Source organism: Tatumella saanichensis (genome assembly GCF_000439375.1).
In the GTDB taxonomy this organism is placed as follows: Bacteria; Pseudomonadota; Gammaproteobacteria; order Enterobacterales; family Enterobacteriaceae; genus Tatumella; species Tatumella saanichensis.
This window is the reverse complement of record NZ_ATMI01000035.1, coordinates 141,065-160,498: the sequence shown is the minus strand read 5'-3', so window position 1 is coordinate 160,498 and position 19,434 is coordinate 141,065. Positions and strand designations below refer to the sequence as shown.

The window sequence follows — 19,434 nt, the reverse complement described above, 5'->3', positions numbered from 1 at the left end:
AAATATCGGACACCTTCAGTACAAGAGTAATAATAATGGATTTGAAGAAAATAGTCTTAGCGATAAGTTTAACAGCCAGCCTCTGTATTTCACTCGGGGCCGCTGCTGCACAGAGCTTTAATTCTGGCAGTTGTTATTCAAGAACGCATACTCAGCAATGGCAACCTTCCGGTAGCGGAAGGCAACTTACCGTGGTAATAGATCAAACTGTCGTATTACCTGATGCCTTGCAGCATGATGTATGGAACAAAGTTGCTTCATTTATCGCACCGGGGGATGAGGTAAAACTCTATACTTTTTCTGCTCTGGTTCCGGGCCAATATATGCAACTAGTTGCTGATAATACTCTGGATCCACTGCCTACAGCCTCCTCCCGGGGTGATATTCCTATGGATGACCTGTCAGATTTAGATGATTGCCTCAGCCAGCAAAAATCTCAATTTATCGAGACATGGGGAAGATCTCTGGTAAAAGCAATGCAGGATTCAAAGAGTGACATCCCAAAAAGTGAGATTATGCACTCTCTGAAGAGTATTGGAGAGGATCTTAAAGCTACTCCGGCCCATCAGCGTATTATTTTTCTGGTGAGTGATATGTTGGAAAACAGTGATGCTGCTTCCTTTTATCAGCATAACCAGATCCGTCGTTTAAATGTCCCCTTAGTACTCTCAAATGTGCGAAACCAAGGCCTCTTCGCAGACCTGGACGGTGCCAAAGTTTATGTATTAGGGGCCGGCTTAATGACAAGTACTGATAGCCATTATATCGGTGGTAAGACTTTGGATAGTCTGCAAAGTTTCTGGCAGCAATGGTTTGCACTGTCCAATGCGAAACTCGCCGCTTTCGGTACCCCAGCATTGAATCAGCCTTTATAATCAGTAACTCCCGTATAGCCATACCTGCAGAGCATTTCTAAAAAGAAATGCTCTTTTTTTACCAATAACCCCCTGGCCATTGATCCGTTCCTTCATCCAGTATATATCTCGCCTTGTTAAACTATGAGTTGGCATGTCTGAGAAATGATATGCATTTGGTCACTATCTAAATATGTCAGAAGCTAGCCATCAGAAAACATTTCCGCTTTTGGTACTCAGTGTCTCATCAAATTAGGTCGAAAATTATCGTATAAAATAGCTAAGCCACTGCACTAAATCACACCAACACCTTAAGACCATACTTTTGCACCACAGTAAGCAATTTCAGTGATAATCCGCTTGGACGTTTTGCACCACTTTCCCATTTCTGTACAGTTGAGACGCTGGTATTCAGATAGCGGGCAAAAACCGGCTGACTAACGTGCAATTTCTCGCGTAGTGCCTTAATCTCAACGGGTTGCAGATCGTCTACAGGGCTCAAGCAGGCCTCATCAAAATTGCGCATCGTTTCTTGGGAAATGGCATCAACGCTGAATAATCCAGAAGCCGCGCTGTGGATGGCCTCCAGTGCTGGACTGTTATATTTACTCTTTGCCGTCATGACAAATCTCCACCAACTCACGATTTTTAATCAATGCCATCATCATTTCATTAGTTAGGGCTGCATAGTGTTTAGCCAGTTCACGAAACCCGGCCAGTTCGCTATGATTGATGTTTGCCCTATCCTGCTTGGCATAGAGGAAGGTATAGAACCAATGCTTGCCACCCTTCGCCAAGACGATGGCTCGGTCACGATTCTGACTCAGGCGTCTCTTATAGACACCTCCACCGAGGTCATCCGCTTTCCCTAGTATCACCGCCTGAATAGCCAAACATAGCTCACCGTCTTTAATCGCGTGAGATTTGGCCGCTTTGCTGAACCATTTCGTTTTGAATACGCGCATAGGCTGACATCCTGTTAGCTTTACTATAGCACTAAGTGTCAGACTACGCCGTTTCTCTTACTGATGCAAAGCGTATCGGAAAAAATAGGATTCGGCAGTAGTGTTAACTGTGTATTGGTACGATTAGGGAACGGTGCGTGGTTCTTGTTGCGGGAATGTTTACGATTTGGCGGAAATTGAGTTTCAGTTGGGGGCTGAATTTCCAATCGATGTGAGATGCCCTCGATTACTCTCCTGAAAGGAGTGATTGCAATAGTTGTGAATAGAGCTCGAAATAACGTGAAGTTCTTATGTGTAGACTTTTGTATGGGCAGAGTGAACTGCATTACATCGCGTCACTTTATTTAATGAGGAGACTAAATCTCAGGCACAAAAAAAGCCGCTTTTGAGCGACTTAGATTGCATACTTGGTGCCGAAGGCCGGACTCGAACCGGCACATCTTTCGATGGTTGATTTTGAATCAACTGCGTCTACCGATTTCGCCACTTCGGCACTGAAGGGTATGCGGAAAACAATGGGATTATACCTTGAGTGCCGCGAGGTGCAAGGTGAATCCGTAACACAATGCACTGACTGTCGAAAAAACACCCATCCTTGCCGATTGGTTGACGGATAAATCGGCAACTCACTGCTGAGCGGCGGAGGAATCTTAAATTCTGCGTCAAGGTAGCGATTTTGTGAAAAAAGGAACTGATCTCTGCCAATTAGGGACTAAACTCTGTCAGTGGTAAAAGATGAGCTAAAAGAGGCAGTTTTTAATGACTAAAATGACACGTAAACCTTTACTGGCAATCGGATTGGTTGCCGCCATGGTCAGCGCATCCGCCAGTGCCGCAAGTTGGCAGGATAAGCTGAGCAGCACAGCATCTGACTTAATGAATTCTTCGTCAGCCACCAGCAGCCAGAGCACCGGCACCGGCACCAGTACCGGCAGTGGCTTGTCACTGTCTTCTATTACCGGTCTGCTGAACGGTGGTAATAAAGCAGTGAGCTCCAACAGCATGAGCAATGCCACTGGGGTCCTGCAGTACTGTGCTGAAAATAACCTGGTTAAAAACAATGTGTCGTCTGTGACGGATCAGCTGAAAAGCAAGCTGGGTCTGACCAGCAGCAGCGAGCAACAGAGCCAGAGTGGTTATCTGGAAGGGGTTGAAGGACTGCTGAATACCGGCAGTGACCAGAAAATCAACCTGAAGGCCCTGGGTGAGACCCCTCTCGGCGCCAAGCTGAAAACCAAAGCCTGTAATGTGGTGCTGGAACAGGGTAAAAAATACCTCGGTATGTAATTCCCTTAGTGCAGGCATTCGCCTGCACATCTTGCTCTATGACGGTAAAAGAAGTGCTGAATGCTGATGATAAATAGCCGACGGTTCGTCGTAGGGCGATGTGTTTTTATTCCTGCCTTTATCGCTATTTTTCGACCTTCACGCATATTGAGTGCCGTAAAGTCCGTTCACAATTCATCCCCATCTTGGCTAGAAAATCATGCTGATGCCCATGGAGTAAGGGAAGGTATTGATCCCTTCCCTACCCCGACAAACTCTCCATACATCGCTTAAGACGTTCTCAGATACGGTACCAAGAGGTCATGACCCGCCCCATGCCTCATGGACCTGCCTGTTATTGGTCCTTGACGTAGCGCGGGGCCGGAACACCTACTTGGGTTGCACCGAACAATGCATTTTGCGCTTCATCATAAGCAGACCAGAGAGCAACATCGTGAACGGATGGAAGCGTGACTGTTTCGCCTGCATCGAAACCGGACAGAGCAGCATCGACAAGGTTTTCGGTCGTCATGACCGCGGCAGGATCAAATGCCGAAAGTGGAATGCCAGCCTGGTCGTAAAACTCGGTGGCTGTACCTGCAGGTAACACCGCCTGTACTCGGATACCGGTTCCGGCCAACTCACTCTGTAGCCCACGGCTGAACATCAGCAAATAACTCTTGGTGGCACTGTAGAGCGTCGTGATAGGCAGGGCACTGAACGCCATTACCGAAGAAATATTAATAATAGCCCCAGTATTTCGATGCAAAAAGGCCGGTAGAACAGCGCGTGCCAGTCGCGTAGGTGCCACTATATTGAGGGCAATTGTCGACGTCGTATCGGTATCGGACATGTCAGCAGTACTGCTCAGCTTACCGTTACCGGCATTGTTCACCAGCAGCGCTATACGTTCGTCTGAACGTAGAATTTTCTCGACCTGCGCCAGACCAGGCTCAGTCGTCAAATCGGCTGCGACGACTTGAGCCGTGATCCGATACTGACCCGATAAGGTGTCTGCAAGATTACTCAGGCGATCACCCCGTCGGGCGACCAGGATAAGGTCATAGCCTCGCGCCGCGAGTCTGTCGGCGTACACGGCACCGATGCCAGATGATGCACCGGTAATGACGGCAACGGAATTGACGGATGACATAAAACACCTCCACATTATTTAATAGTCATTAAATAATGTGGAGGTTGATTGAGATTGTCAAACTATTGTTTAATAGCCGTTATGAAAACCTTCCCAAAAAAACAAAGCGGCAGACCACGTGGCTTCGATAGAGATGCCGCGCTGGACACTGCTATGCGCTTATTCTGGCGGCACGGTTATGACGGTGTATCCTTCCAGCACCTCACTACCGCGATTGGTGTCGCCGCCCCTAGTCTGTACGCTGCGTTTGGCAATAAGGCAGAGCTTTATCGCGAGGCGCTGAACCATTATGCGGAAATCAGGGGGGCTTCGGATCTGTCCTTCATGGATGCCGCAACATCGCTTCATCAAGGGGTATTTCTCCTACTCGACGGCACAGCGCAAGGGCTGCTGGACCCGAAAGGTGAGATGGGTTGCATGCTCAATACTGGCATGATCGGCAGTCATCCCGATCATGCTGATTTGGTACAAGAATTAGCCCAGCGTCGTACCGCTTTCCGCATCTTACTCGCGAAGAAACTGATGAATTGGGTCACAGAACCGCAGGCTGAGCGTCTGTCTCGTTTTATTACCGCGGTGATGCAAGGGATGGCTATCCAGGCACGTGACGGGTACAGCCTGAAGGAGTTGCAAGAGACCGTCGCAGTGGCACTCGACGCCATACCGTCTACAACTCTCCCGTCCCCCCAGTAGACAACCGTTCGCAGGTGTATTCCGTATCTCGTTGATTTTGTTCTGTGAGTTAACCTGCAACAAAGAGCTTTTCCGCCCGACGGGGAGACCTCAGCCAACAATAGCAGTGGCGCTTGCTTGGTCCACGATACCCTGACGGTGCTGTTGGTCGAGATAACGGCAACATACTTTGCTTCCCTTTTTCGACCTGTCGTCCAACAGTCACAGCAGTTCCCTACTTCCCCCTCTCAATAGGGGAAGTAGGCGTTCGTCGCGCTCTGTCCTGAACGCTATACCGCACGCGATTTAATCAATCACAGTAGTACGATTAGGTGACATTGGCGGTCACTGGCTGCATTATGTCTCTACAGGCAGTAACTCATTGATTTCCGCCGTTGTGATCGCTCAACGGGGTAATCAAACAACAGAGGACATTATGCAGGAATTAATCAAAGCAATCGGCCTAGGTCTGGTGGTGTTACTGCCGCTGGCAAACCCCCTGACCAGCGTGGCGCTGTTTTTGGGTTTGTCTGGGGAAATGAATTTCGCCGAGCGTAATCGTCAGGCATTTCAGGCATCGGTCTATGTGTTCCTGATTATGGCGGTCGCCTGGTATGCCGGTAACGCGGTGCTGAATACCTTCGGTATCTCGATCCCCGGGCTGCGGATCGCCGGCGGGCTGATCGTGACCTTTATCGGCTTTAGTATGCTGTTTCCGGCGCAGAAGATGCACAACACGCCGGAGGTGCAGCATAAAAAGGACGAAATCGATCATGCGCCCTCCCCCGAAACCAAGGTCAATATTGCCTTTGTGCCGCTGGCCATGCCCGGTACCGCTGGGCCGGGGACTATCGCGATGATTATCAGCAGTGCCTCGACCATTAAAAACGGCGATTTCCCGGCCTGGGTGATCCATATCGCGCCGGTGGCGACCTTTATCCTAGTGTCACTGCTGCTGTGGATTTGTCTGCGCAGTTCAGGGGCCATTATGCGTTTGGTGGGCAAAGGCGGCATCGAAGCGATTTCCCGGCTGATGGGCTTTTTGCTGGTGTGTATGGGCGTGCAGTTTGTGATTAATGGTGTGGTGGATGTGGTCACCCATCTAAAGTAATTCTCCCTGCCGCAAGGCCTAAAAAAACCGGGGACTCCCCCGGTTTTTTGACAGATAGCCGCAGACTTACTGCTGTTTTGGCAGACTGTCGCGCACTTTTTTCACCTGATCGGCGGTGACCGCCGAGGCATTATTACTCCAGCCCTGACGGACGAAGGTCGCCAGTTTGGCTACTTCATCGTCGGACAGACGGTGGGCAAAACCCGGCATAGCCAATTTTGATGGTGCTTTGGCCGTTGACGGTAACTGCGCCCCCTGCAGGATGATATGGATCAGCCCTTGAGGATCTTTGGCATTCACAATCGATGCCTGATCAAGCTGCGGGAACGCCCGTGGCGCGCCCAATCCGTTTGCAAAGTGACACGCATCACAGTTATTTAGGTAGAGGGTTTCGCCCTGAGTGAGGTTGGTCGCCGCTGTCAGTTTATCGGTGGTGGCTTGGTTTTTCTGCTGATCATAGGCCTGCAGTGGCGGATTGCCCCCGAGGAACTTCAGATAGGCCGCTACCGCCTGCAGATCACTGTCGGTCATATAGGAGGTACTGTGTTCGACCACCGAGGTCATCTCACCCGCAACCCCGGCTTTATCGTTACGGCCGGTCTGCAGATAATCGACAATCTCCTGCGGGCTCCAGCGGGCAATACCTCGTAACGATGGTACATCCCAACCATTTAGCGCCCCCCCAGCCAAGAAATCGCTGCTGCTACTGTTGAGGGCTTTCTCATTCATGGCAAAACCACGCGGCGTATGACAACTGCTACAATGGCCAAGGGACTCCACAATATAGGCACCGCGATTGACCTGCTCAGAGGCCCCACCGATCGGCTGGAAAGGTTTATCCGAGGTAAACACCATATTCCAGAAGCGCATGCCCCAGCGTTGGCTGAACGGGAAGCTCAGGTCAGTGGCCGGTGGCTGATACTGACTGGCCGGGACACCCTGCATAAAGTAGGTATACAGGGCATGGATGTCCGCATCACTGATCTGCGCGTAGTCCGGATAGGGCATGGCCGGATAGAGGTAACTGCCATCTGGCTTGACCCCTTTGCGCACCGCATCGGCAAACTGCTGCTCGGTATAATTACCGATACCCTTCTGTTTGTCGGGGGTGATATTGGTGGAATAGATGGTGCCCAGGTCGGACTTAATCGCCAGCCCGCCAGCAAAGTCAGGGTGACCTTGCGAGGTATGACAGGCGGTACAATCGCCCATCCGCGCCAGATAGGCACCCTGTTTGATCAGTTGATCCTGATTGTTGTCCGCCGCCTGCGCCTGAGAGGCCAGCCCGAGGGCCAGAAAAATACCGTTCGCCAACAGAAGGCGTTTAAAGGTCATTTTTATCATTCACTTACACCTGTACCAGTGGGCCGGGATTTTTCAGATACTGTTCTTTGATCGCATTGGCAGCCATCAGTGTGATCGCACCGATGGTATTGGTCGGGTTCGACTGGAAATTCTGCGGGAACGCATTACCTCCGGGCACAAAGACGTTATGAACATCCCAGCTTTGCAGATAACGGTTCAAGGCCGAGGTTTTCGGGTTGTCTCCCATCACCGCACCGCCGACGTTATGGGTAGAGACATATTTAGTCAGGTCAAAGTCCGCACCCATTGGCAAGAAGCTCATGCTGTAGCTATCTGGGTTCAGTTCTTTCACAATGTCCCCCACCACCCCTTTCAGATGCTGTTGCAGCAGCAGTTCGTTACGCTTCCAGTTAAAGGTCATGCGCAGTAATGGCTGGCCGTGGTGATCTTTATAGGTTGGGTCAAGGTCCAGATACACATCACGGTAGGACATGCAGGAAGTGGTAATGCCGACTTTCATCGAATGGCCGTACCACTCTTCCAGTCCTTGTTTCCAGCCAGCTCCCCAAGCAGGGGTCCCCGGTGGGAGTGCAGTACTGATCGGCGTACCGGTGGATTGAGCACTCTGTACTTTGGCCCCACCGATAAAGCCCAAGCCCGGACCGTCGAAGTTACCCGGTGAAATATCATTAAACTGGGTACCGGTCGGGCCGGAGCTGACAAACGGGTTAAAGTTCTTGTCTTTAAAGAACAGGGTGGCGGCACCATTACTCAGGAAAGCGTAGTTACGGCCCACAACCCCTTCTTCGGTAATCGGGTTGTAGGGCTGGCCGATACCGGATAACAGCATCAGACGCACGTTGTAATATTGGAAGCTACTGAGCACCACGATCTTCGCCGGTTGGAAACACTCATTGCCCTGCTCATCGATGTAGATCACCCCTTTGGCGGTTTTCTTATCATCATGCAACACCACCCGCAGCACTTCCGCATTGACCTCATAGGAGAAGTTCTCCATGCGTTTCAGCGAGTCGAGGACAGCAGTTTGCGGTGAAGCTTTTGAGTAATTAAGGCACGGATATTTCGAGCAGTAGCCACAATAGTTACAAGGGGCTATCGTGTTGCCGTAAGGGTTGGTCCAGGCACGGGAGGCTGCAGCGGATGGGATAGTGAATGGGTGATACCCCATTTTTTGGGTGACTTCACTGAACATGTCGCAGTTCAGGGTATTTTCCAGCGCGGGCAGTGGCATCGGATTGGCTCGCGGCCCTTCAAAGCGGTCACCTTTTGCTTGGATCTCGCCACGCAAGTTGCCGGTATCACCGGACAGACCACAGATACGCTCAAACTTTTCAAACCAGGGTTCAATTTCATCCCAACTGAACGGGAAGTCCATGACCCGCATATCTTCCTGCAACACACCTGGCTTGTAAGCCTGATCGGCATAGGTCTTTAATTTTATATCCGTTGGGGTCGGACGCAGCAGGACACCGGTCCAGTGCATTCCGGCCCCGCCGACACCGCCGCCAGGCACAAAAGCCCCCCACTTACGGGTTGGCAGTGCGGTGTCCTGCATGGTGTAACGCACGGTGACGGCGGAATCCGCCGGGGTGGTCATGACTTTGTTACGCACCGCATAGGCATATTCATCCGCCGGTTTCGGGTACGCAAAGGCTTCGTAGTCACGCTCTGGACCCTTTTCCAGGGCATGTACACGCAGTCCCGCCATCGCAAGCTCAATACTCATTAATGAACCTGCCCAGCCGAATCCACAGACGACGACATCCACTTCTTTTTTAGTTATCTGAGCCATAGCAAACCTTGTTATTCAGAAAAACGCTGATCAGGCGGTTTCGCCCAACAGACTGACCGGACCTAATGGGTACTTGACGTTATGTTGTTTGACCCATTCGAGATAACTGGCCCGCGCCCCCGGGAAGCCAATCGCAATCCAGGCTTTCATCCCTTTATTTCCGCCATACATCGGGTCGGCCAGATAACCGTGTTTGGTCTCCCCGAGCAGTTGGGTGAAGAACTGCGAGGCCTTAAGGGTATTTTCTCCAAGGGCAGAAAAATCGAGGGTGTTTTTCTGTAACGCCGTCAGCACCTTGTTTTTATCCTGCTCTGAGAGCTCATGGAAAGGTTTCTGCAGGTTTTGTTGGCTCCACTGATTAGTCAGACGAATACCGGTCTGATAAATCTGTTGCGGGTAGAACGGGATCTGATAGCCCATGGTGGCCGGTGCATGGGGGTTAAACGGCCCCTGCATATAGATCTCTTTACCAAAGTGCTGGTCATGCAATTGCTGATCGATAAAGATCGGCACATTGGTTTCCAGTGCTCCAGGGGCTTTGCCCTGTCCGCCGGCGGGGATAATGCGGTCGGTGGCGGCGAGGATAAACTGCCATTCTTCGGGGTTAAAAAAGACCGGCTGGTAGTGATCCAGATCCGGGGCGGCCATTTCTGCAGCCTGCGCGGCGGTTAAGCCCTTAAGGACCAGCTCTGTCAGTGGCAATGCCATCAGTGAACCGAGCAGAAATTTACGGCGAGTGGTGTTTTTTTGCAAAAGCATAAGCGACGACTCTCATTTGCTCATAGTGTCATTATTTTCTGCCTATGTGACCCAGGCACGACGAAAACCAATATTTCACTAACAATGAAAACGATTACATTACACCATGCAGCACATTATTTTAATATGTTAATAACATAATTGACCTCAGATAATCACTTCATAATCTTGTTGTCCACTGGCTAAATTAAGCGTGGTCTCTGAGGGTAAAAAATGCCATATCCCCGATAAATTCATGGGTATATTTTTTAGCCGACTGTCGCTATAGTTTTATTCACTGTTATCTACCCCTTAATTGTAAATCTGTGCGGTATCCTGCTGAATGGATCGCGGACAACAGATAGAAGCTGATGCCCGCAGGATGCGGGTAACCGACCATCACAGACGTTAACACCAGAGACTAAACCGTATGACTGATCCATTACTGATCGCCCGAACTCGGGAACTGACCCTTAATCTGCTGCCTGCGCTGGCTAACCGTCATGGACTGATCACCGGGGCCACCGGCACAGGAAAAACCGTTACCCTGCAGAAAATGGCCGAATCTTTCTCCGCCATTGGTGTGCCGGTGTTTATGGCTGATGTCAAAGGTGACCTCAGCGGCATTGCTAAACCCGGTGAAAGCAGTGAAAAGCTGCAAGCACGACTGGAAAAAATCGGTGCGGCAGATGACTGGCAGCCACAGGCTAACCCAGTGGTGCTGTGGGATATTTTTGGTGAGAAAGGTCACCCAGTACGGGCCACGGTATCGGATCTTGGCCCGCTGCTGTTGGCACGGTTACTGAACCTTAATGAAGTGCAGTCTGGAGTGTTACAGATCGTGTTCCGTATTGCCGATGATCGCGGCATGTTACTGTTGGACTTTAAAGATCTGCGCGCCATGGTGCAGTTTATCGGCGAAAATGCCAAAGCCTTTACCACCGAATACGGCAATATCAGCACTGCCTCGGTCGGTGCTATCCAGCGCGGTCTACTGGCGCTGGAACAACAGGGAGCGGAACATTTCTTCGGTGAACCGATGCTAGATATCCGCGACTGGATGCGGACTGATGATCAGGGCCGCGGCATCATCAATATTCTTAGTGCTGAGAAGCTCTATCAGATGCCGAAACTGTACGCCACCAGCCTGCTGTGGATGCTGTCTGAACTGTACGAACAGTTACCAGAAGCTGGGGATCTGGAGAAACCGAAACTGGTGTTTTTCTTTGATGAGGCTCACCTGCTGTTTGACGATGTGCCGGATGTGTTACTGGAAAAAATTCAGCAGGTTATGCGCCTGATCCGCTCCAAAGGAGTCGGCGTCTATTTTGTTAGTCAGAATCCGGCAGATATTCCCGACATCGTATTAGGTCAGTTAGGGAACCGGGTGCAACATGCCCTGCGTGCCTTTACGCCGCGTGATCAAAAAGCGGTGAAAGCCGCCGCTACCACCATGCGGGCGAATCCCGGCTTTGATATGGCAGAAGCTATTCAACAGTTGGGAACCGGTGAAGCACTGATCTCTTTCCTCGATGAAAAAGGCAGTCCCTCAGTGACCGAACGGGCGATGGTGATCGCTCCGGGTTCGCGGATGGGGCCTTTGACCGCAGATGAGCGTAATGCGCTGATTAATCACTCGCCGCTGTACGGCAAATATGACGAAGTGGTGGACCGAGAGTCCGCCTATGAATTACTACAGAAAGGCGTCCAAGCCGCCGGTGAACAGAGCAATGCCCCGCAGGCGAAAGGCCAAGACAGTAGTGAAGAAAGCCCTATTATGGATGGACTGAAGAAGATCCTGTTCGGCTACACCGGTCCGCGGGGTGGCAAACATGATGGCGTAGTACAGACTATGGCTAAAAGTGCTACCCGCCAAGTGACTAACCAGATCTTACGCGGAGTATTAGGCAGTCTGTTCGGCGGCCGAAAGTAAACGCTAAACGTAAAAAAGGGGCCGCAAGGCCCCTTTTTTGCACTTAACGCGATCAAGCTGGCTGATGCCGTTTAGCACTGATCATTGCTAAGCTACTCAGTACCGCCAGCGCCATCAGATAATAGCCTGGGGCCAGTGAGGTGCCGGTAGCGGTGATCAACAGGCTACAAATCAGCGGTGCAAAACCACCGAATACGGTGACCGCGATGTTGTAGCTGATCGCCATGCCACTGGCACGGGTACTGACGGGGAACAGATCCGCCATCATCGACGGGACTGTCGCGAAGTAGATCGATTTCAGCAGCGCCAACCACCCCACCAGCAGGATCAACATCGTCGCATCCGGATGGCTGACCACCATGCTAAAGGCTGGGTAGATGGTGATCAACAGTAACACCAGCGAGGTCCACATCAGCGGACGGCGGCCAATTTTCTCCGCCAGTAAGCCCGCTAGCGGTGTGATCACCGTCAGAATAATCCCGCCTAACAGAGTCGCAGTAAAGGCTGCTTTGCCTGGCAGATGCAGGTTTTTAGTGGCATAGGTCGGTACATAGTTCAGCATGTAGTTGATACCGGTAGAGATCACCATCAAACCGACGGCCAGCACTAACAGATGGCGTTGACCGGTGACCAGCTTTTTCAGCGGAGATTCTACGGCGCGCTGTTTGACAGACTGTTCCGGCTCATGAACATGACGACGAATATACAGACCGACTGGGCCAATCAGCAGGCCGAAAACAAACGGGATACGCCAGCCCCACTGTTGAATTTCAGCATCCGTTAGGTACTGGGTTAATCCCAGACCAAACGCAGAGGCCAATAAGGTACTGGCTCCCTGGGTGGCAAACTGCCAACTGGCAATGAAGGCTTTACGCTGCGGAAAGTGCTCGACCAGGAAAGCAGTTGAACTGCCAAATTCTCCGCCGGCAGAAAACCCCTGGATCAGACGTGCCAGTAAGATCAAGACCGGAGCCGCCAGACCAATAGTGGCATAGCCCGGCATAAAGACGATCATCGCACAGCCTAATGTCATCAGAATAATGGATAACATCAGGGCATTTTTTCGTCCATGGCGGTCGGCGTAGTTGCCCAGCACAATCGCCCCTAATGGACGGATCAGGAAGGAGACGCCGAAACTACCAAAGGTCAGCAGCATGGAGACCGACGGATCCTGAGTCGGGAAAAATTCATGGGCAATATAACGGGCAAAAAAGGCATAGACCGCGATATCAAACCATTCTAAGGCATTTCCGACACAGGTCGAAAACAGGGTTTTATACAGGTTGGGTGCCGGACGGGCAGTCGTGTTGCTCATTACGCCTGCCCCTGCTGCTGATACGCCTGATGGCTTGCCACTAACTGCTCACCTTTCTCACCGAACTCCCACAGCAGATGCGTCATCATGATCAGACCTTCACGAGCGATGGATTTCAGCATATGTTCATCAGCCGCATGCTGACCACAAGCCGGATAGGAATGAGGTACCCACAGGGTCGGAAGATTGAGGATATCGGCAAAGACATCATTCGGCAGTGATCCGCCGAGATTTGGCAGTAAGGTCGGTTTTTTACCGCTGCTGGTCTGCATAGAGGTTAGCGCCCAGCCCACCAACGGGTCTTGCGGATCAAGACGAGTGGCCGGTGTGCCGCGCAGCACGTCAACCTGCACATCGGCAAAGCCCTGTGACGCCAGATGGTCTTGTAGATGACGACCAATATTTTCCCAGTCGGTACCCACCACGAAACGTAACTGACAGACCGCAGTTGCATTGCCCGGGATTGCGTTCATCGGACGCTGTGGGTTACCGCCAGTCATTGCCAGCACTTCTAGGGTGTTCCAGCCGTAAAGACGCTCAACCGGCGTCAGACCAGCTTCGCCCCAGTTCGGGTCGATTTCTGGGCTATCACTCCCCGGTTGCAAGTTAATCTCGCTGAGAATTTTACGGACACTGTCGCTAATGGCCGGTGGCTTCAGGGCACTGACCTGTAATTGACCATGCTGGTTGACCAGACTACTGATCGCGTTACACAAGCGGGTCGCCGGGTTGGTCAGCAGACCGCCCCAGTTGCCGGAGTGGTAATCGCGATCACGGGCGTGGATGGTCAGACGGACATTGACGGCCCCGCGTGAACCAAGGAATAGGGTCGGGCTGGTGGCATCCAGACGTGGACCATCGGAGGCGATAAACACATCCGCACTGAGTAACTCGCCGTGCTGCTGGCAGATCTCCGCCAGGCCCGGGGAGCTGATTTCTTCGCCCATCTCAAACAAGAACTTGCAGTTAAAGCCGAGACGGCCACCGCGTAACGCAAAAATCTGCTCTAGGGCCGCGATATTCACGGAATGCTGACCTTTGTTGTCAGCACTGCCGCGTCCGTACCAGCGATCGCCTTCTTCGATCAGCTGCCACGGGTCTAGGCCTTCACGCCAGTTTTCGTCGTCCCCAAACACCACATCACCGTGGCCGTAGCACAGCAGGGTCGGCAGTGCCGGATCTTCGATACGGGTCGCCAGTACCATTGGCCGTTTTGGAGCTTTGGGGTTTTCCAGGGACGTCAGGGTGAATCCCATCGCTTCCATAGCCGGCGTGATTTCTTGTTGCAGATAGACCTGAATGTCTTCATCACGGTCATCACGCTGGCTTTCGGAACGGATGGCAATACGGCGGGCCAGTGTCTGTTTAAATTCCCCGCTGTCGAACCAGGCCCTGGCGTTGGCAATCGCTTTTTCAGCTGTCATTAGTCTGTCCAGTTTATTATCAGAATTATTTTATTGTTCAAACAATCTAAGCTACTCTGGACCTTTGCTGCAATTATAAAAATATCAAATAAGCGTTGCTTTCAAAGCAATGGAAAACTGCACAATGACACAGCATGCACCACAGTGAGGCAGATCGATGCTCAGTACCGAATTCCGTTATTTTCTGGCGGTGGCCGACAGTGGCTCACTCAGTGCCGCCAGCCGCCAATTGTTTGTCGCCACTTCTGCCATCAGCCGGCAGATCCAACGTTTGGAAGAAGAAGTAGGCGTACCACTGTTTGATCGCCACGCTCGGGGGATGGTGCTGAACGATGCGGGCAAGATCTTTGAACACCGTTTACGCCAGAGCCAACGAGACATGGATGCGACCTTATCGGAAATTAAAGGACTGACCGCGGTACGCCGCACCGCCATCCGTATCGCCTGTACTGAAGGGCTGGCCTATGATCTGCTGCCAGCGTTGTGTTCGCTGTTCCGTCGGCAATATCCGTCAGTCAGTTTTCATATTCAGGCTGGCAATGTTCGTCAGGTGTCAGAAAGCCTGAACCGTGGCGAGTGTGATCTGGGATTACAGTTTTGCTTGCACCCTGAGCGCAGCGTGCAAATCGCCGGTAGCTGGCCGGCACCGGTCCTGGTGGTGATGTCGGCACAGCATCCGTTAGCCAGCCATACCTTCCGTTTGCAGGATCTGAGCAGTTATCCGGTGGCCCTCACCGATCAGACCACCACCGTGCGGCAGTTGTTCGATCTTTCCTGCCAGATGAACGGGGTCTTTATCGAACCGACCCTGACCTGCAATAATTTTGCCACCCTGTATAACTTCCTGCGCCAGACGCCACAGGCAGTCACACTGTGCAGCCGTTTTACTGTTCCGTTCAATAATGAAGATAACCCGCTGGTGTTACGCAGCTTGGATATTAATCAGCTTACTCAGCGTACTCTGCAAATTCATCTGATGCCGGGACGACAGCACTCCGCCGCCATGAGCCTGTTTCTGGAGTTTATGACCGAGCAGCTACAGAAACGCAGTGATCAGTTCCAAGAACCGCTACACGGATAACTGTCTGATTTTTGGCAGTCGTTGCCTTTCCGTTGCTATGCTAAGGCTATCAGCGATCACTGTACGCTTCGCTTTTTCAGGAATTATCAGGCGCCAATATGGATAAAAAAACCGGTTTTAAAACTGTTAAAGGTGTTGCAGGGCTACTGCTGGCCGCCGCCACCCTGCTGTTTGTGGTGACACTGTTTCTGCCGCAGATCCTGTGGGTACGTGGCCTGAAATCCATCGCCGAGGCGGCGATGGTCGGCGGACTGGCGGACTGGTTTGCGGTGACAGCACTGTTTCGTGAGATCCCCTTTGCCCGCCGCAAGACTGCCATTATTCCGCGTAATAAACAGCGAATTGCCGATAACCTGGGCCGTTTTGTTGAAGAGAAATTCCTCAGTACCGACAGCCTGCTGACCCTGATCCGCCGCCATGACCCGTCACAGAAACTGGCTAACTGGCTGAGTGATCCGCACAGTGCCGAGCGACTGAGCCAATTAGTGCGCCAGCTGGTGAGCGGTTTTTTAAAAGCGGGCAGCGATGAACATATCCGCCGTTTTCTACATCAGGGGATCAACCGTGCTATCGATAACGTAGATTTCAACCACGCGGCGGTATTACTGCTGGAGAGCCTGACCCGTGAAAACCGCCATCAAGAGCTGCTGGATACACTGATCCGTCAGCTGACCAAAGTACTGCAGGTTCCCCAGTCCCGCGAGTTTATCGCCTCGCAAATCAGTCAGTGGTTTATCAAAGAGTATCCGACCATCAGTCGTCTCGTGTCGGTAGAGTGGCTGGGCGTCAAAGGTGCCGATAAAGTGACTGCGATGATCGACAGCCTGTTGCTGGATATCGCTGAAGATGAGCAGCATCAGTTACGCAACAGCGTTAACCGGGCAGTCAGCCGCTTTATCGAGTCACTGAAACATGATCCGCAGATGCAGGTCCGCACGGCGCGTTTAAAGCAGTGGCTAAAAGAGGATGATACCTTTAATCGCTACACCGGCGAACTGTGGGATGACCTGAGCCAATGGCTGAAATCCGATATGATCCGCCCTGACTCACAAACCGGCCAGCAGATCACCCGCGCTACCCTGTGGTTGGGCAATTCCCTTAGCCAAGACCCGCAACTGCGGGCGGCGTTTAATACCCATATTGAACAGGCAGTGGTGCAGGCCGGGCCAGAGTTCACCCGTTTTCTGACACGGCATATCAGCGATACGGTGAAAAGTTGGGATGATGCGCAACTGTCGGCACAGATTGAGCAGAATATTGGTGATGACCTGCAACGGATCCGCATCAACGGCACGGTGATCGGCGGGACTCTTGGGCTGGTGTTATTTCTGTTATCGGAAATCCCAGCGCTGATTGCCCTACCCCATTTTTAACTCAGAGGCCGTGGCATAAAAAAGGGACACCGCAGTGTCCCTTTGTCATTTCAACCGCCGGTTAACGGCGTTTAATCAGCAGATAGAGGCTGACGGAGAAGAAGGCCGCACTTGGCAGAATCGCCCCAAGGAACGGTGGTAAGCCATACACCAGACTCAGCGGCCCAAAGATTTTATCCAGCACGTAGAATACAAAGCCAAAACTGATCCCCGTCACCACTCGCATCCCCATCGACACACTGCGCAACGGCCCAAAGATAAAGGAGAGCGCCATCAGCATCATCACTGCCACTGACAGCGGCTGAATGACTTTACTCCACAGGTTAAGCTGATAACGTTCGGCTTTCTGGCCGCTCTGCTTCAGGTACTTGATATAGTCGGTCAGGCCACGGATAGATAATGAATCCGGATCCAGCGCGACCACACCCAGTTTCTCCGGGGTCAATGAGGTTTTCCACGCACCGCTTACCGACTGTGAACCGGTAATTTGTTGCGGATTGGTCAGGTCTGATTGATCTACCTGGGTTAAATCCCATTGATGCTGCGCATTGTCCCAACGAGCATTAGCAGAATACTGCACGCTCTGTAGGCGGCGCTGGCCGTTAAAGTGGTAGATGCTGACGCCATCCAGCTGATTTTCATTGCGGATATGCTCGATAAAGATAAAGTTATTACCGTCTTTCGCCCATAAACCGCCCTGGGTAGAGAGTAATGACCCGCCTAGCATTTGTTGGGCGCGATAGTTATGGGCCATCTGATCACCGGCAGGGGCAACATACTCGCCAATCGCCATCGACAGTAGCACCAACGGGATCGCGGTTTTCATCACTGACAGTGCGATCTGCAAACGAGTAAAGCCTGCAGCCTGCATTACCACCAGCTCACTGCGCTGCGCCAGATTACCCAGTCCGAGTAGCGCGCCTAACAGGGCCGCCATCGGAAAAAACAGTTCTAAATCAGCGGGCACTGTCAGCAGGGTAAAGTAACCGGCATCCAGGGCGGTGTAGGCACCCTGGCCGGTTTTACGCAACTGTTCGACGAATTTGATAATGCCGGATAACGACACCAGCATAAATAACGTCATCATAATGGTGTTAAAGATGGTTTTACCGATATAGCGGTCGAGAACTCCAAACATCAGGCAACCCCTTTTCGGCTAAAACTCGCTCTGAAACGGCGCATCGGCAGCGTATCCCACACATTCAGCGCAATGGCTAACAGCAGGTAAGCAATATTCACCGTCCACATCCAAACGGCCGGATCCAGCTTGCCTTTGGACGCATTAGACCGGAACGAACTCTGTAACAGGAAGAAAATCAGGTACAGCAACATCGCCGGCAACATCGACAGTACCCGTCCCTGGCGCGGGTTGACCACGCTCAGCGGCACCACCATCAGTGCCATGATCAGTACCGAGAACACCAGCGTCAGACGCCAGTTCAGCTCGGCGCGGAAGGCTGGGGTATGGTTATGCCATAGGGTGCTCATGCTGGCTTGGTCGGAATCATTAGGATCCAAGGTCGCTTGGCGGTAGCCCATATAAGCTTGATACTGGGTAAAATCGGTGATGCGGAAATCGCGCAGCATCGCGGTCCCCTCATAGCGGGTACCTTTATCCAGTACTACCGTCTGCGAACCGTCCGCATGCTGTACCATATGCCCGTGATCCGCCAGTACCACTGATGGACGTGCATTACCTTTCGGTCGCAACTGCGCCAGGAAGACATTACCGAACTGGTTACCTTTCACATTCTCGATAAACAGAACTTGGTTACCGTCACTGGACGAGCGGAACTGACCAGCGGCCAGTGCCGCGGAGCCCGGATTGGCACGGGCATTCTGTGTCACCTGGTCCTGGTAGCGGGAGGACCAGGGGCCCAGCCATACCACATTGACCGCTGCCATGGCAGAGGTCAGTAACATCAAGATCAATGCAGCCTTCACCAGCACGCTTTTGCCAAGACCGCAGGCATGCATGACAGTGATTTCACTTTCGGTATACAGTCTTCCTAGCGTCATCAGGATCGCTAGAAACAGACTTAAAGGTAAGATAAGTTGTGCCATATCAGGCACGCCTAACCCCAAAAGGGTCAGAACTAAATTTGTGGGGACATCGCCATCTACCGCCGCACCGAGGATCCTGACCAGCTTCTGACAAAAGAAAATAAGCAGTAGGATAAACAGAATGGCGAATTGACTTTTGAGCGTCTCCCGAACCAGATATCTAATGATTATCACGCTAATTACGCCTGTGAAAACTTGTCTTTTTGCAGGAAAGTCGATAGCTTCAACGCTTATTAGCCATTTTACTTCATCAATGGCTGCCATCGTGGCTAAAATTGTATGACCACCTTCTCAGGATACCGGGGTTCAACCCCGGGATCTTAGCTTATTATGACGTTAACAGACTGTTTGTCTTGGCTTAACTGTT

At 51.8% G+C, this 19,434-nt stretch carries 17 protein-coding genes and 1 tRNA gene; 7 read left to right on the top strand and 11 right to left on the bottom strand.

All coding sequences use genetic code 11. The annotated features are described in order from the left end of the window. Nucleotides 1-875 (top strand): hypothetical protein (locus DW47_RS0110450; protein ID WP_206537849.1); only part of this gene is annotated, 875 nt, incomplete at its 5' end. A gap of 277 nt (nucleotides 876-1,152) precedes the next feature. Here DW47_RS0110450 and DW47_RS0110445 read toward each other — a convergent pair. The 3 genes from DW47_RS0110445 to DW47_RS0110435 form a co-directional block, all read right to left on the bottom strand. Beyond that, nucleotides 1,153-1,476, bottom strand: coding sequence for a helix-turn-helix domain-containing protein (locus DW47_RS0110445; protein ID WP_029686381.1), 324 nt, complete (start codon nucleotides 1,474-1,476; stop codon nucleotides 1,153-1,155). After that, nucleotides 1,460-1,819 (bottom strand): type II toxin-antitoxin system RelE/ParE family toxin, encoded by a 360-nt coding sequence (locus DW47_RS0110440; RefSeq protein ID WP_029686380.1) that lies wholly within the window; start codon nucleotides 1,817-1,819, stop codon nucleotides 1,460-1,462. Before DW47_RS0110440 ends, DW47_RS0110445 begins: the two co-directional genes overlap by 17 nt. Before the next feature lie 408 nt (nucleotides 1,820-2,227). After that, nucleotides 2,228-2,312 (bottom strand) — tRNA-Leu (locus DW47_RS0110435). Nucleotides 2,313-2,578: 266 nt separating this feature from the next. Between DW47_RS0110435 and DW47_RS0110430 the strand changes: the two genes are divergently transcribed. Then, a complete protein-coding gene (locus DW47_RS0110430; protein ID WP_029686379.1) occupies nucleotides 2,579-3,106 on the top strand; it encodes a DUF2501 domain-containing protein in 528 nt (175 codons plus the stop codon). Between the two features lie 334 nt (nucleotides 3,107-3,440). On the opposite strand, the gene DW47_RS0110425 is transcribed toward DW47_RS0110430, so the two are convergent. After that, nucleotides 3,441-4,238, bottom strand: coding sequence for an SDR family NAD(P)-dependent oxidoreductase (locus tag DW47_RS0110425; RefSeq protein ID WP_029686378.1), 798 nt, complete (start codon nucleotides 4,236-4,238; stop codon nucleotides 3,441-3,443). A 54-nt stretch (nucleotides 4,239-4,292) separates the two neighbouring features. Here DW47_RS0110425 and DW47_RS0110420 point away from each other — a divergent pair, with 54 nt between their 5' ends. Next, nucleotides 4,293-4,931 carry a TetR/AcrR family transcriptional regulator gene (locus DW47_RS0110420; RefSeq protein ID WP_206537848.1) on the top strand — a complete coding sequence of 213 codons (639 nt, stop codon included), beginning with the start codon at nucleotides 4,293-4,295 and terminating at the stop codon, nucleotides 4,929-4,931. Nucleotides 4,932-5,346: 415 nt separating this feature from the next. After that, nucleotides 5,347-6,021, top strand: coding sequence for a MarC family NAAT transporter (locus DW47_RS0110415; RefSeq protein ID WP_029686376.1), 675 nt, complete (start codon nucleotides 5,347-5,349; stop codon nucleotides 6,019-6,021). A gap of 66 nt (nucleotides 6,022-6,087) precedes the next feature. Here DW47_RS0110415 and DW47_RS0110410 read toward each other — a convergent pair whose 3' ends face one another. From DW47_RS0110410 to DW47_RS0110400, 3 genes are read right to left on the bottom strand one after another with little or no spacing between them, the layout of a single operon-like run. After that, complete coding sequence (locus tag DW47_RS0110410; RefSeq protein WP_152473164.1) at nucleotides 6,088-7,356, bottom strand: c-type cytochrome; 1,269 nt, start codon at nucleotides 7,354-7,356, stop codon at nucleotides 6,088-6,090. A 13-nt stretch (nucleotides 7,357-7,369) separates the two neighbouring features. Continuing rightward, nucleotides 7,370-9,139 (bottom strand): GMC family oxidoreductase, encoded by a 1,770-nt coding sequence (locus DW47_RS0110405; RefSeq protein ID WP_029686374.1) that lies wholly within the window; start codon nucleotides 9,137-9,139, stop codon nucleotides 7,370-7,372. Nucleotides 9,140-9,169: 30 nt separating this feature from the next. Further along, the gene (locus tag DW47_RS0110400) at nucleotides 9,170-9,898 is read right to left on the bottom strand and encodes a gluconate 2-dehydrogenase subunit 3 family protein (RefSeq protein ID WP_029686373.1); all 729 of its coding nucleotides are present in this window, start codon (nucleotides 9,896-9,898) and stop codon (nucleotides 9,170-9,172) included. A 409-nt stretch (nucleotides 9,899-10,307) separates the two neighbouring features. Here DW47_RS0110400 and DW47_RS0110395 point away from each other — a divergent pair, with 409 nt between their 5' ends. Beyond that, complete coding sequence (locus DW47_RS0110395) at nucleotides 10,308-11,810, top strand: helicase HerA-like C-terminal domain-containing protein (protein WP_029686372.1); 1,503 nt, start codon at nucleotides 10,308-10,310, stop codon at nucleotides 11,808-11,810. 52 nt (nucleotides 11,811-11,862) lie between these two features. Here DW47_RS0110395 and DW47_RS0110390 read toward each other — a convergent pair whose 3' ends face one another. Continuing rightward, the gene (locus tag DW47_RS0110390) at nucleotides 11,863-13,125 is read right to left on the bottom strand and encodes an MFS transporter (RefSeq protein WP_029686371.1); all 1,263 of its coding nucleotides are present in this window, start codon (nucleotides 13,123-13,125) and stop codon (nucleotides 11,863-11,865) included. Then, nucleotides 13,125-14,549, bottom strand: a complete 1,425-nt coding sequence (locus DW47_RS0110385; protein WP_029686370.1) for a M20 family metallopeptidase — start codon at nucleotides 14,547-14,549, stop codon at nucleotides 13,125-13,127. Before DW47_RS0110385 ends, DW47_RS0110390 begins: the two co-directional genes overlap by 1 nt. 157 nt (nucleotides 14,550-14,706) lie before the next feature. Here DW47_RS0110385 and DW47_RS0110380 point away from each other — a divergent pair, with 157 nt between their 5' ends. Together DW47_RS0110380 and DW47_RS0110375 are read left to right on the top strand one after the other, a co-directional pair. Then, nucleotides 14,707-15,630, top strand: a complete 924-nt coding sequence (locus DW47_RS0110380) for a LysR family transcriptional regulator (protein ID WP_029686369.1) — start codon at nucleotides 14,707-14,709, stop codon at nucleotides 15,628-15,630. Between the two features lie 98 nt (nucleotides 15,631-15,728). Then, a complete protein-coding gene (locus tag DW47_RS0110375; RefSeq protein WP_029686368.1) occupies nucleotides 15,729-17,003 on the top strand; it encodes a DUF445 domain-containing protein in 1,275 nt (424 codons plus the stop codon). A gap of 61 nt (nucleotides 17,004-17,064) precedes the next feature. Here DW47_RS0110375 and lptG read toward each other — a convergent pair whose 3' ends face one another. Together lptG and lptF are read right to left on the bottom strand one after the other, a co-directional pair. Further along, complete coding sequence (lptG, locus tag DW47_RS0110370) at nucleotides 17,065-18,141, bottom strand: LPS export ABC transporter permease LptG (protein ID WP_029686367.1); 1,077 nt, start codon at nucleotides 18,139-18,141, stop codon at nucleotides 17,065-17,067. After that, nucleotides 18,141-19,241, bottom strand: a complete 1,101-nt coding sequence (gene lptF, locus DW47_RS0110365) for an LPS export ABC transporter permease LptF (protein WP_029686366.1) — start codon at nucleotides 19,239-19,241, stop codon at nucleotides 18,141-18,143. Before lptF ends, lptG begins: the two co-directional genes overlap by 1 nt. Nucleotides 19,242-19,434: the final 193 nt, after the last annotated feature.

What these genes read in the sequence shown, in the direction of transcription:
- DW47_RS0110390 (WP_029686371.1), bottom strand. Translation starts at nt 13,125, where the DNA reads ATGAGCAACACGACTGCCCGTCCGGCACCCAACCTGTATAAAACCCTG.
- DW47_RS0110380 (WP_029686369.1), top strand. Translation starts at nt 14,707, where the DNA reads ATGCTCAGTACCGAATTCCGTTATTTTCTGGCGGTGGCCGACAGTGGC.
- DW47_RS0110395 (WP_029686372.1), top strand. Translation starts at nt 10,308, where the DNA reads ATGACTGATCCATTACTGATCGCCCGAACTCGGGAACTGACCCTTAAT.
- DW47_RS0110375 (WP_029686368.1), top strand. Translation starts at nt 15,729, where the DNA reads ATGGATAAAAAAACCGGTTTTAAAACTGTTAAAGGTGTTGCAGGGCTA.
- DW47_RS0110445 (WP_029686381.1), bottom strand. Translation starts at nt 1,476, where the DNA reads ATGACGGCAAAGAGTAAATATAACAGTCCAGCACTGGAGGCCATCCAC.
- DW47_RS0110415 (WP_029686376.1), top strand. Translation starts at nt 5,347, where the DNA reads ATGCAGGAATTAATCAAAGCAATCGGCCTAGGTCTGGTGGTGTTACTG.
- DW47_RS0110400 (WP_029686373.1), bottom strand. Translation starts at nt 9,898, where the DNA reads ATGCTTTTGCAAAAAAACACCACTCGCCGTAAATTTCTGCTCGGTTCA.
- DW47_RS0110430 (WP_029686379.1), top strand. Translation starts at nt 2,579, where the DNA reads ATGACTAAAATGACACGTAAACCTTTACTGGCAATCGGATTGGTTGCC.
- DW47_RS0110410 (WP_152473164.1), bottom strand. Translation starts at nt 7,356, where the DNA reads ATGACCTTTAAACGCCTTCTGTTGGCGAACGGTATTTTTCTGGCCCTC.
- DW47_RS0110385 (WP_029686370.1), bottom strand. Translation starts at nt 14,549, where the DNA reads ATGACAGCTGAAAAAGCGATTGCCAACGCCAGGGCCTGGTTCGACAGC.
- DW47_RS0110425 (WP_029686378.1), bottom strand. Translation starts at nt 4,238, where the DNA reads ATGTCATCCGTCAATTCCGTTGCCGTCATTACCGGTGCATCATCTGGC.
- DW47_RS0110440 (WP_029686380.1), bottom strand. Translation starts at nt 1,819, where the DNA reads ATGCGCGTATTCAAAACGAAATGGTTCAGCAAAGCGGCCAAATCTCAC.
- DW47_RS0110405 (WP_029686374.1), bottom strand. Translation starts at nt 9,139, where the DNA reads ATGGCTCAGATAACTAAAAAAGAAGTGGATGTCGTCGTCTGTGGATTC.
- lptG (WP_029686367.1), bottom strand. Translation starts at nt 18,141, where the DNA reads ATGTTTGGAGTTCTCGACCGCTATATCGGTAAAACCATCTTTAACACC.